Source organism: Curtobacterium sp. NPDC086286, from assembly GCF_044746255.1.
In the GTDB taxonomy this organism is placed as follows: domain Bacteria; phylum Actinomycetota; class Actinomycetes; order Actinomycetales; family Microbacteriaceae; genus Curtobacterium.
In genome coordinates, this window is sequence record NZ_JBIVBW010000003.1 from 107,233 (window position 1) to 121,530 (window position 14,298).

The following is a 14,298-nucleotide window of genomic DNA, read 5'->3' on the forward strand; positions in this document are numbered from 1 at the left end:
CCGACACCGAACCAGCCCCCGCGCGTGGTTCGGTGTCGGAAACGTGGTTCGACCCGCCCGCCAGCGCCGGCGCCAGAGCGCGCCCGCGCGCGCCCTACTGCAGGCCCTTGCCCACCCGGCTGTTGCGACGGCTGTACCCGAAGTAGATCGCGAACCCGACGACGAGCCAGATGACGAACCGGAGCCACGTCTCGACCTCGAGGTTCAGCATCAACCAGAAGCACAGCACCGCCGAGACGATCGGCAGCACCGGCGACCACGGCACCCGGAAGGCACGCGGCGCGTCCGGCCGCGAACGACGGAGCACGATGATCCCGATCGACACGAGCACGAACGCGGACAGGGTGCCGATGTTGATCATGCCCTCGAGCTTGTCGACCGCGGTGAAGCCGGCGAGCAGCGCGACGACGACACCCGCGACGACCTGGACGCGCACCGGCGTCTGCGTCTTCTCGTTCGTCTTCGAGAACCAGCGCGGCAGCAAGCCGTCGCGGCTCATCGCGAAGACGATGCGGGACAGGCCGAGCAGCAGCACCATGACGACCGTGGTCAGACCGATCAGGGAGCCGATCGCGATGATGCCGGCGGCCCACGGCAGTCCGACGATGTCGAAGGCCGATGCCAGCGACGGCGTCTTCTCCTCGGCCAGGCGCTGGTACGACACCATGCCCGTGATGACGACGCTGACGCCGACGTAGAGCAGCGTCACGATGCCGAGGCCGATGAAGATGCCGCGCGGCAGGGTCTTCTGCGGGTTCTCGGTCTCCTCGGCGCTGGTCGCGACGACGTCGAAGCCGATGAACGCGAAGAACACGAGGGAGGCCGCGGCGAGCAGGCCGAAGACGCCGTACTGGGCGGGCTCCGAGCCGGTGAACCAGGACACGAGCGACTGGGTCCAGACACTCCCCTCCGAACCGCGGGCGGGCGACGCCGGCGGGATGAAGGGGGTGAAGTTCGCGGCCTTGACGAAGAACGCTCCGGCGACGATGACGAACACGACGATGGCGACCTTGATGACCGTGATGACGGCCGAGACCCGCGACGACAGGCGGGTGCCGAACGCGAGCAGCACCGTGAAGATGCCGACGATCAGGACCGGGCCCCAGGTGAACGGGATCGGACCGAGCTGGATCGTACTCGGCAGGTCGACGCCGAACACCTCGAACGCGGTGCTGAGGTAGATGCCCCAGTACTTCGCGATGACGGCGCTGGCGGTGAGGGTCTCGAGGATGAGGTCCCACCCGACGATCCAGGCGAGCAGCTCGCCCATCGTGGCGTAGGTGAACGTGTACGCGGAGCCGGCGACGGGGATCGTCGAGGCGAACTCGGCGTAGCACATGATCGCGAGGCCGCAGGTGACGGCGGCGAGCAGGAACGAGATGATGACGCCGGGCCCGGCGAAGTTCGCGGCGGCGTTCGCACCGACCGAGAAGATGCCGGCGCCGACGGCGACCGCGATCCCCATCGCGGCGATGTCGAACGTCTTCAGGGAGCGTTTCAGGGACCGGCCCTGCTCCTCGGAGTCGGCCAGTGAGGCCTCGATCGACTTGATGCGGAGCTTCTGTGCCATGGGGTGGATCCCGTCATCGGCTGGCGGCGGACCCCGCGACATTACTGGTGTACCACCCCGACACGCAAACACCGCGGACGGGCGTGGCCCGGCAGCGCGGCCTGCGACAGCGCGTGGTCCGGGGCCCGGGAGGCGCGGCTCGGCTCAGACGGACCGGCGCCAGTCCGACAGGAACCGCGCTCCGGCGTCGTCGTGGATCACGCCGTCGGGTGCCGTGAGCACCGGGTAGGGCGTCGCCGGGACCCCGTCGGACGGGCGGACGTCGACGTGCGCCACCTCGTGGCCGTTCGCGTGCAGCCAGTCCGCCATCGCGTAGTCGCTCCGGGAGTCGCCCATCGTCCGCCACGCGAGGGGCAGCTCGCCGTCCTGCGCGAGGAGCTCGAGCGACCGCTCGGCGCCCATGTCCTTGCCGCTGCGGTCGGACTCGACGTCGGTCGAGATGATGGTCGGGTCGATCCGCCACTGCACGGCACCGTCCGCGTCGGGGCGGACGTCGTCGAGCCGGCGGACCCCGAGCCCGCGGCGCTGGAGTGCGGCCATGGCCTTCGCGTCGAACTCCGGCTGGCGGGCGAGGTACGTGGCGTTCGGCACCTCGACGCGCTGCTCGATCGAGACCATCGCGCGCTTCGTCTCGTCGAAGAAGACCAGGTCGGCGTACTCGTCGCGGACGAGCTCGCGCATCTCGTCGGCGTAGTCCCGCGGCAGCGCCAGGTCCTCGGCGACGGTCAGCTCGCCCATGCCGCCCTCGTACTGCGGGCCGATCGAGCACCAGACGGCGCCCTTCTCGCACACGGCGTGCACGCGGCCGCCCGCGGCGAGACCGCCGGCGAGCAGCGGTCCGACGACCTCCTGCCGGATGAAGGCGTCGCTCCGCCCCGTGTTGAACACGACGGGGATGCCCTCGGCCGCGAGCGCGACGAGGTCCTCGATGATGCTCGGGATCGCGATGGTGCGCGAGACGGGGCTGGCGATGGGCCCGTCGACGTCGAGCAGGAGTCCGAGGCGAGGTGCGTTCACGACGACCATCCTTGCAGCCCCGGTGGTCAGCGCCGTGCGGCCGTCCGCGCGGTGAAGCGGTCGAGCAGCTGGCCGAGGGCCTCGGGTGCGGGCACGTGTCCCTGCCCCGGCACCTCGGCGTACTCCGAACCCGGGACGGCCTCGACGACCGCCCGGGCCGCCTGCCGCATCCACTCGAGGCCGTCGCCACCGGCCGCGACGAGGACGGGCACGCCCACGGCTGCAGCCACCCGCTCGGGGATCGCGAGACCGTTGAGGACCCGGACGTCACGGCTCAGCACGTGCGCGTCGACCACGAGGGACCGCCACAGCGCACCCTTCAGCCGGAGTGCGGTGATCTGGCCCATGGGGACGCCGAGGACGTGCGCGAGGAACGCCCGGACGGCCTGGGCACGACGTCCGACCGCGACGTGCTCGTCGAGGACGTCCGCGAAGACGACGTCGTCGGCGTGCGGGTCGACGGTGGCGCGGTAGGGCGGTTCCCAGAGCACGGCGGCGTCGAGTCGGACCCCGCCCGCGAGGCCGTGCAGCACCACGCCCGCGCCCACGCAGAGGCCGACCGCCGTGACGGGACCCTCGACGTCGGCGACGACGGCCGCGAGGTCCTCGACCTCGCGCTCGATCGCCCACGGGTCGGTGTCGCCGCTCGCGCCGCGGCCGCGTCGGTCGTAGGTGATGACCCGGTAGCGGTCGTGCAGGGCCGCGGTCAGGCCGGTGACGAACGGGGTGCCGTGGTGGTCGAACGCTCCGCCGACGACGACGAGCGCGGGGCCGGTCCCGGCGTCGGACACGGCGAGCACCGTGCCGTCCGCGGAGACGACCGTGCGGTCGACGTGCTGGTCCATGGGGTCCTCGAAGGTGGGTCGACCGCGGTGCGCCGCTGGCGCGCGTGGGGTCCTTCGGGTCTGGTCCTTGGCGGGTCGGTTGTGTCGAGCATGACAGCCCCGTGCCCCCGCGTCGACACCCGCAACCAGGGGGAGAACGCCGGTCCGGCCGCTCTCGACTCAGACCAGGGCCGTCGTGCCCACCGACTCCCGTTCGAGCAGGGACCGCTTCACGTCGAGCCCCCACGCGAAGCCGCCGAGCGTGCCGTCGGTCCGCAGCACGCGGTGGCACGGCACGAACAGCGCCGGGGCGTTCCGCGCACACACGCTCGCCGCGGCCCGGACGGCGTCGGGTCGCCCCATCGCGGCGGCGAACCCGGTGTAGGTCAACGTCCCGCCGGCGGGGATCAGTCGGAGCTGCCGCCAGCCCTCGGCGAAGAGCTCGGTGCCGAACTGACGCACCGGCACCTGCATCGCGTGCTCGACCTCGCCCGCATAGAACGCGTCGACGGCGTCCGCCGAGGCCACACGCCCGTCGACCACGCGTTCCGGCCGGTGCCGGTCGGCGAGGCGCGCGAGGATGCGCTCCGCGTCGTCCGTCCAGCCCGAGGCGAGGACACGGCCCTCGGTGTCCTCGAGCACGGTGAAGGGGCCGTCGGGGGTGTCCAGCGTCTGGATCGTCGCATCGGTCATCGTTCGTCCTTCCGGGCGGCCGGAGCCGCGGTCGTGTGGGTCGCACCGGTCGTCGCCGTCGCGCGGTCGATGATCGGTCGCCAGCAGTGCATCGTGAGGTAGCTCCGCCACGGCGCCACCTGCTCCGACCATAGGGAGAGCTCGCGCGCCGAACCGGGCAGCCCGAGTTCCTGTGCACCGTTGCGCACGGCGAGGTCGCTGTGGAGGAAGACGTCCGGGTGGTGGCGGACCCGGAGCGCCACGTAGTCGGCCGTCCAGGGCCCGATGCCCTTCACCGCGAGGAGTCCGGCGCGCAGCTCGTCGAGCGACTGCCCGCCGTCGACCACGAGCGACCCGTCGGCGAGCGCGGCGGCCACCCGGAGGATCGTGTCGACGCGGGCAGCCGGGCCACGGAGCACCTCGTGCCCGCGGGCCGCGATGACGGCGGCGGACGGGAACAGCAGGCCGTCCGGCGCGATCGCGGACGGCACGGGCGCACCGAGCGCCGCGACCAGCCGTGTCTGCGCCGTCCGGGCCGCCGCGACGGACACCTGCTGGCCGATGAGGGTCCGGAAGACGATCTCGTGCGGGTCCACGGCGCCGGGCAGCCGGATGCCGGGGACCCGGGCGACGGCGTCGGCCAGCTCGGGCACCGCGCCGAGCACGGCGTCGACGGCTTCCGGATCGGCGTCGAGGTCGAAGTACGAGCGCACCCGCGCCACGAGCGTCGGGAGGTCGGAGAGGTCCGTGACCCGCACGCGCAGGTCGATCCCGGTCCCCCGCCCGGCCACCCCGGGGACGGAAGCCGAGGCGCTGAACCAGGCCGCGCCTCCTGGCAGGTCGAGCACCCGTCCGTACGACGTGACCCGCCCGGTGTCGTCGACCTCCACCTGCTCCGTGCCCGCCAGGGCGTGCAGCGCGTGCCAGTCGAGGAGCCCCTGCGCGTCGAACGGCGCGCGCGCCGGCAGGTGCACGTGCAGCGCCCCGTCCGCGACCGGTCGGAGCGTACGGCGTGCGCGGAGCTCGGTCGGCGTGACCGCGAAGACCTCGCGCACGGTCTCGTTGAACTGGCGGACGCTCGCGAACCCGGCGGCGAACGCGACGTCCGCGACGGGCAGGTCGGACGAGGTGAGCAGCGTCCGCGCGGTCTGTGCGCGGTGCGCCCGGCTGAGCGCCTTGGGCCCGGCACCGAGCTCGGCGGTCATGATGCGGTTGAGCTGCCGCTCGGAGTACCCGACGCGGGCGGCGAGACCGGGCACGCCGTCGCGTTCGACGACGCCGTCGAGGACGAGGCGCATGGCGCGTCCGGCGACGTCCTCGCGGAGGTCCCACTCGGGGCTGCCCGGTGTCGCCTCGGGCAGGCAGCGCTTGCAGGCGCGGAAGCCGGCGAGGTGCGCGGCGGCACTGGTGCGGTAGAAGGTGACGCCGGACTCCCGGGGCGTCCGGGCCGGGCACGAGGGGCGGCAGTAGATGCCGGTGGAGTGCACGGCGGTGACGAACTGCCCGTCGAACCGGGCATCGCGGGAGGCGACGACCCGGTAGCGCTCGGCGTGCAGTGCGTCTGGTGCGGTGGACATGCCCACAGCCTGACACGGCTCACCGACATCGACTGGCGGAAATCAGACAGGGCAGCGGACGTCCGTCAGTGCGGGAACGGCGGCCTGGAGGCGCGGCTAGCGTGGGGTGGGTGACCGACGTGGACGACGTGGCCGGCTCCGGCGACCTGCCCTTCCGGACCGACGTCGAGATCGCGCTGCTGCTGGTGTCCCGGCGGCACCGGTACGAGGGGCGACCGGCGGACGGGGCGCTGCCCGCCGTGGACGGCGAGCCGGACGACCTGCGCGATCGCGTCGAGCTGCGCGCGGGACTCGGGATCGTCGGCGACCGGTACTTCGCGTCGCGGGCGCATGTGCACGCCTCGGTGACCGTGATCGGTCTCGAGGGGCTCGACGCCGTCGCCGCCGAACTCGGTGCGGCCGTCGACCCGGTCGCGACCCGGCGGAACGTGTTCCTCCGCGGGGCGGACGTCGAGGCGCTCCGGGGCCAGCCGTTCACGCTCGACTCCGGGCAGGGGGTGGTCCGCTTCCGCGGGTACCGGCCGGCGAACCCGTGCGCCTGGATGGACCACGAGGTGGCCCCGGGGGCGTTCCGGGCGATGCGCGGGCGGGGCGGGGTGCGGTGCGACCCGGAGTCCGACGGCGTCCTCGCCCTCGGTCCCGCGGTGCTCCGCACGGCCCGCCCCGTCGCGCTCCCCTGACGCGCCGGCGCGCCCGGCGCGCTCGCCGCGCCAGCGCGCCGAGACTCGGGCCCGCGGACTCTTTCGCGCTGCCGCAGCCCACGCCGAGTCCGCCGAGCCGAGACTCGGCCCAGCCTCCTACGCGGTCAGTGCGGACTCGATCGCGAGTGGGCGCAGGGCCGGTCAGGCGGTTAGTGCGGACTCGATCGCGTCGACGAACGCCGGCAGGTCGTCCGGGTTCCGCGAGGTGATGAGCCCGCCGTCGACCTGGACCTCCTGGTCGACCCACTCGGCCCCGGCGTTCCGCACGTCGGTCTGCAGCGACGGGAACGACGTGATCGTCTTCCCCGACACCACGCCGGCCTCGATGAGGGTCCACGGCCCGTGGCAGATCGCGGCGACGGGCTTGCCGGCCTCCGCGAATGCCTGCACGAGGGAGACCGCCTGCTGGTCGGTGCGGAGGGTGTCGGCGTTGATCGTGCCCCCGGGGACGACGAGCGCGTCGAACGAGCCGGCGTTGACACCGGCGATGGTGGTGTCCGGGTCGACGTGCTGGCCCGGGTCCTTGTCGCCGACGAGGGTCGCGATCGCCCCGGTCTCCTGCGCCGCCACCGTCACCGTCGCGCCGCGCTCGCGGAGCTGGTCGATCGGGACGACGATCTCGTCCTGCTCCACGCCGTAGTTCGTCGCGATGACGAGGATCTTCTTGCCGTCGAGTGCTGCCATGGTCGTTCCTTCCGCGGCCCGGTCGTTCCGGCCGCACGATCAGCGTCGTCGGGGAGCGCTGGAAGCGTCCGCAGGTGGACAGCCGTGGGCCGCGGTCGGGTCAGCCGCGGATGCGGAAGGCCGTTCCCTCGCGCTCCACGGAGATGCCGTCGTAGCCGCCCACCCGGTACAGCCCCGCGGTGACGTCGGCCTCGAGCGTCCCCACGACGACCGTGGTCGCCCCGGAGCCGATCGCGGCCTCGAGCCCGGCGGGTGCGTCCTCGAACGCGACACAGTCGGCGGCGTCGACACCGAGCAGCGCCGCACCGCGCAGGTACCCGTCCGGGTGCGGCTTGCCGTGCTCGACGTCCTCGGAGGCGACGAGCGCCTCGGGCACGTGCACCCCGGCGGCCTGCATCCGCTCCACCGCGAGGTCGCGGGGCGCACTCGTGACGATCGCGACCGGCACCCCGGCGTCGACCAGGCGGGACACGAACGCCCCGGCGCCCGGGACCTCCGAGATGCCCTCGGTGCTCTCGCGCTCCTCGGCGACGAGCCCGGCAGCGATCCGCAGCTGCTCGTCGTGGTCGAGGTCGGGCAGGAAGCGCTGGATCGTGCTGATCGCCTGGCGGCCGTGCGAGAAGGCGAGGATCTCCGCGGGGTCGATGCCGTGCTCGACGCCGAACCGGGTCCAGGTCGCCTCGACCACCGCGGTCGAGTCGACGAGCGTCCCGTCCATGTCGAAGAGGACCCCGGACGCCACGATGTCGATCACGCGCCCGACCCTAGCGTGCCGCCCCGGTCACTCGCCGGGGTCCGGCGCGCGGTGCCGGTCACTCGCCGGGGTCCGGCGCGTGGTGCCGGTCACTCGCCGGGGTCGAGCGCCCGCACGTACCGGGTGAGCAGCACACCGTCACGCCCGAGGAGCACGTGGGCCGGCCGGAAGCGCCGGAGGTCGGGCGAACCGCCGCGGGTGATGCGCGGGCCGGCGCCACCCTCGAGCGACGGGTCGACCGTCAGCGTGAGTTCGTCCACGAGGTCCGCCGCCACGAGCGCCCCGAAGAACGTCGGTCCGCCCTCGCAGTGCACCGTGCCGAGGCCGCGCGACACCGGGGCGTCCCGCAGGGCGACGGGGTCGACCGTGTCCGGGTCGTCGTCGGAGCTGCACGGCACGACGTCCGCGACCGCCGCGAGCGCCGCGGCCCGGGGCGACGACGCTGCGGTCGTCGAGGTGAGGACGATCGGACGCACCGGCGCCTCGGTGAACACCCGGGACGCCGGGTCGAGGGACAGCGAGCCCGAGACGATCGCGAACACCGGGTGGTCGGGCAGCCCGTGTGCCCGCCGCCAGGCCACGTCGGCGTCGTGCAGCACCATCGGCCCGTAGCCCTCGTCACGGACGGTCCCGGCGGCGACCAGCACCGCGTCGGCCACCCGGCGCAGCAGGTCGAACACGCGCAGGTCGTCCGGCCCGCCGAGCGAACCCGAGACCCCGTCGCCCGCGCCCGTCGCCGAGCCGTCGAGCGTCGTCACGAAGTTCACCCGCAACCAGGGTGCGACCGCCCCCGCCGTGTACAGCGCGAGCAGCTCGTCGTCGGACAGGTCGGCGATCGACGGCGGGAGGACGCTCACGTGTTGTGCCGCGCTTCCACCGGTGCCCGCCAGCCGAGCGTCGCCTCGACCATGCGCATCGCGTCCACGCTCTCGGCGACGTCGTGCATCCGGACGATCCGCGCGCCGAGCATCGCGCTCACGGTCGCGACCGCCAACGACCCGGCCAGTCGCTCACCGCGGGGACGCCCGAGGGACTCCCCCACGAAGTCCTTGTTCGAGACCGCCGCGAGCACCGGGTAGCCGAGCGCGACCACCTCGGGCAGGCGTCGGGTGAGCTCGAGCGTGTGCACCGTGTTCTTGTTGAGGTCGTGCCCCGGGTCGACGATGATCCGCGACTCCGGGATGCCGGCCGCGAGGGCCCGGTCGACCCGCTCGCGCAGGAACCCGACGACCTCGGTCGTCACGTCGCCGTACTGCGGCGGGGCCGGCAGCGGACGACGGGGCTCCGCCAGCGAGTGCGTGATCACGATCGTCGCGTCGGAGTCCGCCACGACGGCCGCCATCCGGGGGTCGGACAGCCCGGTCGTGTCGTTGACGACGCTCGCACCGGCCTCGATCGCCGCTGCGGCGACCTCGGGCCGGAAGGTGTCGACGCTGATCGTCACGTCGGACTCCTGCGCGAGCTGCCGGACGACGGGCACGACGCGGTCGATCTCGTCGGCGGCGGGCAGCTCCGGCCCCGGCGCGAACTTCACGCCGCCGATGTCGACCCAGTCCGCGCCCTGCTCGGCCGCGTGCACGGCGGCCTCGACGGCACGGTCGAGTGCGAAGGTCGCGCCGCGGTCGTGGAACGAGTCGGGCGTGCGGTTCACGATCGCCATGACGGCGATGCGGTGGTCGAAGTCGACGGTCCGGCGGCCGATGGTGCGCACGGGCTCGCGCAAGTCGGGGACGACCCACCCGGGTGCGGTGGCAGCAGGGCCCTGGCGCGCCCCGCTCAGCGGCGACGCGAAGCGTTGCGCGGGGCGCGCCGACCGAGCCTGCGAGGGAGGCGACCCGCCTCGCTCGGTCGTCACGCGTCCGCCCCGCGGCCGGCTCCGACGTCCGCGCCTGCACCGATCAGGGCGATCGCCTCGGCCCGTCCGGCGGCCTCGGCCAGGGTGCCGGTCGCCGCCACGGTCACGGTCGTCGACCCGGTCTGCCGCTCCCCACGGGTCGTCACGCACTGGTGCTGCGCGTCGAGGACCACGAGGACGCCGGCGGCCCCGAGCCCCTCGGCGATGGTCGCCGCGACCTGCTCGCCGAGCCGCTCCTGCAGCTGCGGACGGGAGGCCACCGCGTCGAGCACGCGCGACAGCGTGCCGAGGCCGATGAGCCGGTCCCCCGGCGCGTACGTGAGGTGCGCCACACCGAGGAACGGGAGCAGGTGGTGCTCGCACACGGACCGGAACTTCACGTCGCGCACGATGACGAGCTGCCCGCGGTCGCCCGGTTCGGCGTGGACCGTGCCGTCGCGGGCGATCGCCACCGCGTCCGTCCCGATGCCGGAGAAGAACTCGGCGTACGACTCGGCCACACGAGCGGGCGTGCGGGCGAGTTCCGCGCGGTCGGGATCCTCGCCGATCGCGAGCAGGAGCTCCCGCACGGCGGACTCGATGCGCGCACGGTCCAGACGTTGGTTCACCCGTCCATCCAACACCAGCCCTGGCCGCAGAACGCGACCGGCCACCGGGGGTGACGTACCCCGTCGAGGCGAGCCGCGCCTCCAGGAAATCCCCTGGAAGGAAGCTGTGACGTGCCGGAAACCCAGCGCCCTTTAAGCTTGTTCAGTGAGCGCCCCGCAGACCGACACCACGCCCCGGAACCGCTTCGCGACCGGCCTCGACCGCTTCTTCTCCATCACGCACCGCGGATCGACGATCCCCCGCGAGATCCGGGGCGGCCTCGTCTCCTTCGTGACGATGGCCTACATCGTCATCCTCAACCCGCTCATCCTCGGCGGGTTCAGCCAGGACCAGGCGCCGCAGGACGTCCTCGGCGGCTGGCTGCAGAACGCCCAGGTCGCCGCGGCCACCGGACTCGTCGCCGGGCTCATGACGATCGCGATGGGCCTCATCGCGAACCTGCCGTTCGGCATCGCCGCGGGGCTCGGGATCAACTCGTTCCTCGCCGTCAGCGTCGTGCACCAGGTCACCTGGGCCGAGGCGATGGGCCTCGTCGTCATCAACGGCGTCGTGATCGTGATCCTGGCGTTGACCGGCATCCGGACGATGATCTTCACGGCCGTGCCGGCGCAGCTCAAGGCGGCCATCACCGTCGGCATCGGCCTGTTCATCGCGTTCATCGGCCTGGTCGACTCCGGGTTCGTCCGCACCACGAAGAACGCCTCCCCGCCGCTGCAGCTCGGCGAGGACGGCTCCATCGCAGCACTGCCGACCATCGTCTTCCTGATCGGCCTCGTCATCATCGGCACGCTGATGGCCCGCAAGGTCCGGGGCGCCCTGCTCATCGGCATCGTGGCGACCACGGTCATCGCGATCATCCTGCAGGCGATCTTCAAGGTACCGACCTCGGTCGACTCGCCCACCGGCTGGAACCTCAACGCGCCGGGGCTGCCCTCCGCGCTGTTCGCGGTGCCCGACCTGTCGCTCGTCGGTCACGCGGACGTCTTCGGCGCCTTCACCCGCATCGGCCCCATCGCCGCGTCGATGCTCGTCTTCACCCTCGTCTTCACGAACTTCTTCGACGCCATGGGCACGATGACCGGCCTCGCGAAGGCCGCCGGTGTCGCGAACCCCGACGGCACCTTCCCGCGCCTGAAGTCGGCGCTCGTCGTCGAGGGTGCCGGCGCGATCGCGGGTGGTGGCGCCTCGGTGTCGTCGAACACCGTGTTCATCGACTCCGCCGCCGGCATCGGCGAGGGCGCCCGGACCGGCATGGCCTCCGTCGTCACCGGTCTGCTGTTCCTGGCGTCGATGTTCCTCACGCCGCTCACGCAGGTCGTGCCGCTCGAGGTCGCAGCCGCCGGGCTCGTGGTCGTCGGTGCGCTCATGGTGGCGCAGGTGAAGGACATCGACTGGACCGACTTCGGGGCGGCGCTGCCGGCGTTCCTGACGATCGTGATCATGCCGCTGACCTACTCGATCGCGAACGGCATCGGTGCGGGCTTCATCAGCTGGGTGCTCATCAAGCTGCTGTCCGGTCGCGGCCGTCAGGTGTCGTGGCTGCTGTACGTCGTGGCGGCGGGCTTCCTGCTGTACTTCGCGCGGGGGCCGCTCGAGGTGCTGCTCGGCGTCGGCTGAGGCGCGGCGCGGCGCGGCGCGGCGCGGCGCGGCGCTGCGTTCGCGCTTGCGTCCGCCCGCTGCGTTCGCGTTTTGCACAACGAAAGTCGCCCCGAACCACGGACAGTCGTGGTTCGGGGCGACTTACGTTGTGCGCGGGCACCGGGCCCGGGAGGCGCGGCCTCAGTCCGCCAGGTCGGCCGGCGTCGCCTCGTGGTGGCGTCGGCCCCGGGAGCGCCGGTCCTCCTTCATGCCCGCCTCGAACAGGTGCTTCCGTCCCTGCACGAGCTCGTCCCGCGCGGTCCGTTCGAGCTCCTTCGCGAGGGCGTAGTACCCGTCGTCGTAGTCCTCGACGACCTGGAACGTCCACCGGCCGGCGATGACGTTGCGTCCGACGAGCTCCGAGTCGATGCGGTCCGCCAGCTCGGTGTGGCCCGCGTCCCGGAGCTGCTCGACGGCCTCGCCGAGGTTCAGGTCCGCCATCCCGGTCAGCCGGTGGAACCCGTAGAGCAGTCCGCGGGCGTGCTCGATCACCTCGACCGCTGCCGACAGGGTGCCGAGCGCCTCGACCGTGGCGTCCGAGACCCCCTCAGGCACGCGGTGCTGCTCGTCGGGGCCCTGTGCGTCGTCGTGCGGTGCGTCGTTCGTCATGGGTCCCGTCTACCGGACCGCTGCTCCCACCGCTCCGAGGTGCCGGGGGTCGGCCGGGGGCGGTACGGTTCGGGCATGACCAGGTGGGTCGCGCTGCTGCGCGGGGTGAACGTCAACGGGATCACGATCAGGAGCGCCGAACTCGCGGCGCTGTTCCGGGAACGCGGCTACCAGGACGTCCGGACCGTCCTCGCCTCGGGGAACGTGGTGTTCGGCTCGGACGGCACGGCCGCCGCCCTGAAGACCGACATCGAGCAGTCGCTCCGGGACCGCTTCGGCTACGACGCCTGGATCGTGCTCGTCCCCCACGACGAGCTCGCTGCCGTCGTGGACGGCTTCCCGTTCCCCACCGCCGAGGACCGCCACGACTACGTCGTGTTCGGCTCCGACGAGGACGCCCTCGACGACCTGCTGGCCGACCTCGAGGTCGATGAGTCCGTCGAGCGCGTCGCACGCGGCGAGGGGGTCGTCTACTGGTCGTGCCCGAAGGGGTCGAGCACGGACACGGTGTTCGCCAAGCGGGCCGGTGCCGCACGCTTCAAGCGGACGACGACGACCCGCAACGCGAACACCCTCCGGAAGCTCCTGTGAGCCGGGGTGGTCTGCACCACGTCGAACTGCGCACCGCCGACCTCGACGCGTCCGGTCCCGCGTGGGACTGGCTCCTGACCGAGCTCGGCCACGAGCCCTTCCAGCGGTGGCCCGACGGGCGGAGCTGGCGGCTCGGCGACCTGTACGTCGTGCTCGAGACCGCCCCGTTGCCGGGCGAGCACGATCGACGACGCCCGGGCCTGAGCCACCTCGCGTTCCACGCCGGTGGCACCGACGACGTGGCCCGGATCTGGGCGGCCGCGCCCGCGCACGGATGGCGACGCCTCTACGAGGACCGCCATCCGCACGCCGGCGGGCCGGACCACCAGGCGGCGTTCCTCGAGGACGCCGAACGGTTCAAGGTCGAACTCGTCGCCGACTGAGCGGCGACGACCGGACGCGGGCAACCACGCTCAGGACTGCGGCGGCTGCCCGTTGCTCGCGGTGGTGCCACCGTCGACCGGCAGGATCGCCCCGGTGATGAACGACGCCGCGTCACTCGCCAGGAACAGCACGGCCGCCGCGACCTCGTGCGCACGACCCGCGCGGCCGAGGGCGATCCGCTCCTCGAACTTCTCCTGCAGCTCCTCGTCCTCCGCCTGGTCCTGCGTGAGGTCCGTCCACACGAGCCCCGGCGCCACGGCGTTCACGCGGACGCCGAACTGCCCGTTGTCGAGTGCGGCGGCCTTGGTGAAGTTCGAGACACCGCCCTTCGCCGCGTTGTAGGGGCTCATCCGCCAGTCCGCGTCCTCGCCGGACACCGACGAGGTGTTCACGATCGACCCCTTCGTGGCACGGAGGAACGGCAGCGCCGCCCGGGTGCCGTAGAACACGCTGGAGAGGTCGGTCTCGATCACGCGGTGCCACTCGTCCGGCGTGATGTCCGTGATGTCGCCGGAGCTGAAGGTGCCGGCGTTGTTCACGAGCACGTCGATGCGGTCGAACCGCTCGATGGCCGTGTCGACGACCCGCTGCCAATCGGCCGGGCTCGCGACGTCCGCGTGGAGCGCCACGACCCGGTCGCTCGGCAGGCTGTCGCCGACCGATCGCACCTTCTCGTCGACGCTGTCGGTCAGGACGACGGACGCGCCCTCGTCGACGAACGCCCGCGCCGTCGCCTCGCCGATGCCGGACCCGGCACCCGTGACGAGCGCCACCCTGCCCTCGAACCGGTTGCCCATGGTGTCTCCTCTCGTT

At 72.8% G+C, this 14,298-nt stretch carries 16 protein-coding genes; 4 read left to right on the plus strand and 12 right to left on the minus strand.

Annotated elements, in window-relative coordinates; genetic code table 11:
* Nucleotides 1-94: 94 nt before the first annotated feature.
* The 5 genes from ACIPKM_RS06280 to ACIPKM_RS06300 all read right to left on the minus strand — a co-directional run bounded on the left by ACIPKM_RS06280 (nucleotide 95) and on the right by ACIPKM_RS06300 (nucleotide 5,660).
* On the minus strand, nucleotides 95-1,570 hold the full coding sequence (locus ACIPKM_RS06280) for an amino acid permease (RefSeq protein ID WP_070417635.1): 1,476 nt from the start codon (nucleotides 1,568-1,570) through the stop codon (nucleotides 95-97).
* Nucleotides 1,571-1,714: 144 nt separating this feature from the next.
* Nucleotides 1,715-2,596 (minus strand): hypothetical protein, encoded by an 882-nt coding sequence (locus ACIPKM_RS06285; protein WP_070417634.1) that lies wholly within the window; start codon nucleotides 2,594-2,596, stop codon nucleotides 1,715-1,717.
* A 17-nt stretch (nucleotides 2,597-2,613) separates the two neighbouring features.
* The gene (locus tag ACIPKM_RS06290; protein WP_071295182.1) at nucleotides 2,614-3,432 is read right to left on the minus strand and encodes an alpha/beta fold hydrolase; all 819 of its coding nucleotides are present in this window, start codon (nucleotides 3,430-3,432) and stop codon (nucleotides 2,614-2,616) included.
* Between the two features lie 159 nt (nucleotides 3,433-3,591).
* Nucleotides 3,592-4,104 (minus strand): methylated-DNA--[protein]-cysteine S-methyltransferase, encoded by a 513-nt coding sequence (locus ACIPKM_RS06295; protein ID WP_070417632.1) that lies wholly within the window; start codon nucleotides 4,102-4,104, stop codon nucleotides 3,592-3,594.
* On the minus strand, nucleotides 4,101-5,660 hold the full coding sequence (locus ACIPKM_RS06300; protein ID WP_071295227.1) for an AlkA N-terminal domain-containing protein: 1,560 nt from the start codon (nucleotides 5,658-5,660) through the stop codon (nucleotides 4,101-4,103). The genes ACIPKM_RS06295 and ACIPKM_RS06300 overlap by 4 nt, the downstream gene beginning before the upstream one ends.
* 110 nt (nucleotides 5,661-5,770) lie before the next feature.
* Between ACIPKM_RS06300 and ACIPKM_RS06305 the strand changes: the two genes are divergently transcribed.
* Nucleotides 5,771-6,340, plus strand: coding sequence for a molybdenum cofactor biosysynthesis protein (locus ACIPKM_RS06305; RefSeq protein ID WP_254790790.1), 570 nt, complete (start codon nucleotides 5,771-5,773; stop codon nucleotides 6,338-6,340).
* Nucleotides 6,341-6,502: 162 nt separating this feature from the next.
* On the opposite strand, the gene ACIPKM_RS06310 is transcribed toward ACIPKM_RS06305, so the two are convergent.
* From ACIPKM_RS06310 to folE, 5 genes are all read right to left on the minus strand, one after another.
* Complete coding sequence (locus ACIPKM_RS06310; RefSeq protein WP_070417631.1) at nucleotides 6,503-7,045, minus strand: type 1 glutamine amidotransferase domain-containing protein; 543 nt, start codon at nucleotides 7,043-7,045, stop codon at nucleotides 6,503-6,505.
* A 100-nt stretch (nucleotides 7,046-7,145) separates the two neighbouring features.
* A complete protein-coding gene (locus ACIPKM_RS06315) occupies nucleotides 7,146-7,799 on the minus strand; it encodes an HAD-IA family hydrolase (RefSeq protein ID WP_071295181.1) in 654 nt (217 codons plus the stop codon).
* Between the two features lie 89 nt (nucleotides 7,800-7,888).
* Complete coding sequence (locus ACIPKM_RS06320; protein WP_402736378.1) at nucleotides 7,889-8,656, minus strand: pyrimidine reductase family protein; 768 nt, start codon at nucleotides 8,654-8,656, stop codon at nucleotides 7,889-7,891.
* The gene (folP, locus tag ACIPKM_RS06325; RefSeq protein ID WP_254790789.1) at nucleotides 8,653-9,510 is read right to left on the minus strand and encodes a dihydropteroate synthase; all 858 of its coding nucleotides are present in this window, start codon (nucleotides 9,508-9,510) and stop codon (nucleotides 8,653-8,655) included. The genes ACIPKM_RS06320 and folP overlap by 4 nt, the downstream gene beginning before the upstream one ends.
* A gap of 140 nt (nucleotides 9,511-9,650) precedes the next feature.
* The gene (gene folE, locus ACIPKM_RS06330) at nucleotides 9,651-10,262 is read right to left on the minus strand and encodes a GTP cyclohydrolase I (RefSeq protein WP_402736379.1); all 612 of its coding nucleotides are present in this window, start codon (nucleotides 10,260-10,262) and stop codon (nucleotides 9,651-9,653) included.
* A gap of 145 nt (nucleotides 10,263-10,407) precedes the next feature.
* Here folE and ACIPKM_RS06335 point away from each other — a divergent pair, with 145 nt between their 5' ends.
* Nucleotides 10,408-11,880: an NCS2 family permease gene (locus ACIPKM_RS06335; protein WP_071295179.1), complete on the plus strand. Its 1,473-nt coding sequence runs from the start codon at nucleotides 10,408-10,410 to the stop codon at nucleotides 11,878-11,880.
* Nucleotides 11,881-12,042: 162 nt separating this feature from the next.
* Here ACIPKM_RS06335 and ACIPKM_RS06340 read toward each other — a convergent pair whose 3' ends face one another.
* Nucleotides 12,043-12,510 (minus strand): hypothetical protein, encoded by a 468-nt coding sequence (locus tag ACIPKM_RS06340; protein ID WP_070417626.1) that lies wholly within the window; start codon nucleotides 12,508-12,510, stop codon nucleotides 12,043-12,045.
* A gap of 75 nt (nucleotides 12,511-12,585) precedes the next feature.
* Here ACIPKM_RS06340 and ACIPKM_RS06345 point away from each other — a divergent pair, with 75 nt between their 5' ends.
* Both ACIPKM_RS06345 and ACIPKM_RS06350 read left to right on the plus strand, forming a co-directional pair.
* Nucleotides 12,586-13,101 carry a DUF1697 domain-containing protein gene (locus ACIPKM_RS06345; RefSeq protein ID WP_402736380.1) on the plus strand — a complete coding sequence of 172 codons (516 nt, stop codon included), beginning with the start codon at nucleotides 12,586-12,588 and terminating at the stop codon, nucleotides 13,099-13,101.
* A complete protein-coding gene (locus ACIPKM_RS06350) occupies nucleotides 13,098-13,484 on the plus strand; it encodes a VOC family protein (RefSeq protein ID WP_071295177.1) in 387 nt (128 codons plus the stop codon). Before ACIPKM_RS06345 ends, ACIPKM_RS06350 begins: the two co-directional genes overlap by 4 nt.
* A 30-nt stretch (nucleotides 13,485-13,514) precedes the next feature.
* Here the strand turns inward: ACIPKM_RS06350 and ACIPKM_RS06355 are convergent, their stop codons facing one another.
* Nucleotides 13,515-14,282: an SDR family NAD(P)-dependent oxidoreductase gene (locus ACIPKM_RS06355; RefSeq protein ID WP_402736381.1), complete on the minus strand. Its 768-nt coding sequence runs from the start codon at nucleotides 14,280-14,282 to the stop codon at nucleotides 13,515-13,517.
* Between the last annotated feature and the right edge of the window lie 16 nt (nucleotides 14,283-14,298).